Source organism: Vibrio sp. Vb0598 (genome assembly GCF_033338935.1).
GTDB lineage: Bacteria > Pseudomonadota > Gammaproteobacteria > Enterobacterales > Vibrionaceae > Vibrio > Vibrio alginolyticus.
This window is the reverse complement of sequence record NZ_JAWOTP010000227.1, coordinates 1-1,137: the sequence shown is the minus strand read 5'-3', so window position 1 is coordinate 1,137 and position 1,137 is coordinate 1. Positions and strand designations below refer to the sequence as shown.

The window sequence follows — 1,137 nt, the reverse complement described above, 5'->3', positions numbered from 1 at the left end:
GAGCTTGAACACAGCAAAATCTTGGAACGCTTGAAAGTTGTGGAGGCGTTGCAAAATGGTCGGAATAAAACCACTGATTTTATGAACCTCATGCCTGCTGTTATTCCAGAAGGCGTGTATGTAGACAAGATCAAAATGAACGATCTAGAAATTGAAATCTCAGGTATTTCAGACAGTACACCTCGGCTAGCAACCATGCTCGATAACATGGAACGTTCTGCCAAGCTACTGGACGTTGAAATGCACTCTATCGTGCACGGAAAAGCCCGTTTTGGTAAAGAGTTTCAGACCTTTAAAGTGTCCTTCATGTTCAACACGGTAGAAGAGAAGAAAGAGGGAAAACAACATGGTTAATTGGCAAGATCTAGAAATGGATGAGATTGCTGAATGGCCATTACTGCCTCAGCTTGTAGTGATCTGCCTGCTTGTTCTTCTTATCCAAGGGTTTGGTTATTGGTTTTACTTAAAGCCAGAAGAGGCTCGCTTGAACAATTTGATTCAAGAGGAGCAAACATTAAAAGTGGCATTGCGCATAAAAGCCAACAAGGTGGCTGCATTGCCTCAGTTGCAATCTCAACTGGACGAGCTTACTACGCGTTATGAGTTGCTGTTGCAACAACTACCGGCACAAAAAGAGTTGGCCACAATGTTGGCGTCGGTAAACGAACTCGGTATCGACAACAAGTTAACGTTTACTCGAATCGATTGGGGAGAAAAGCAATCTGAAAACTTCCTGTATCGATTGCCACTAAATATCGAGCTAACAGGTGATTTCCACGATATCGGTCGTTTCTCACAGGCCATTGCCACACTGCCACGCATCATCACCTTTAAAGACGTGACTTGGCAGCGTGTCAGCCAAGAGAGTGAAACTTTGCACTTCCGAGTGAGAGCAAACACTTATCAGTTCAAGCCTGAGGAAAAGAAAGATGAGAAATAAATCTTTGCTGACGGTGTTGGTAAGCGCTCTATTGGTCGGGTGCCAGGCGAATGATGAATCATTAACGGATTTTATTCGTGGTGTTGAGAGTCAGGCGCGGCGAGATGTGGAGAAGCTCAAACCTGCTGACAAATACATCGCAGTGGCGTATGCCCCAGAAGTGATGCGTGCTCCTTTCGAATTGCCCAAAGAGGCGA

At 44.9% G+C, this 1,137-nt stretch carries 2 protein-coding genes and 1 pseudogene; all 3 read left to right on the top strand.

The features are described from left to right. The coding region (locus tag R7Q38_RS24290) for a PilN domain-containing protein (RefSeq protein WP_318114632.1) at window positions 1–354 on the top strand (354 nt) is incomplete at its 5' end. After that, the gene (locus tag R7Q38_RS24285; RefSeq protein ID WP_005480482.1) at window positions 347–940 is read left to right on the top strand and encodes a type 4a pilus biogenesis protein PilO; all 594 of its coding nucleotides are present in this window, start codon (window positions 347–349) and stop codon (window positions 938–940) included. The genes R7Q38_RS24290 and R7Q38_RS24285, both read left to right, overlap by 8 nt. After that, a pseudogene (locus R7Q38_RS24280) lies at window positions 930–1,137 on the top strand (fimbrial protein); the annotation flags it as partial. The gene R7Q38_RS24285 and the pseudogene R7Q38_RS24280, both read left to right, overlap by 11 nt.

What these genes read in the sequence shown, in the direction of transcription:
- R7Q38_RS24285 (WP_005480482.1), top strand. Translation starts at nt 347, where the DNA reads ATGGTTAATTGGCAAGATCTAGAAATGGATGAGATTGCTGAATGGCCA.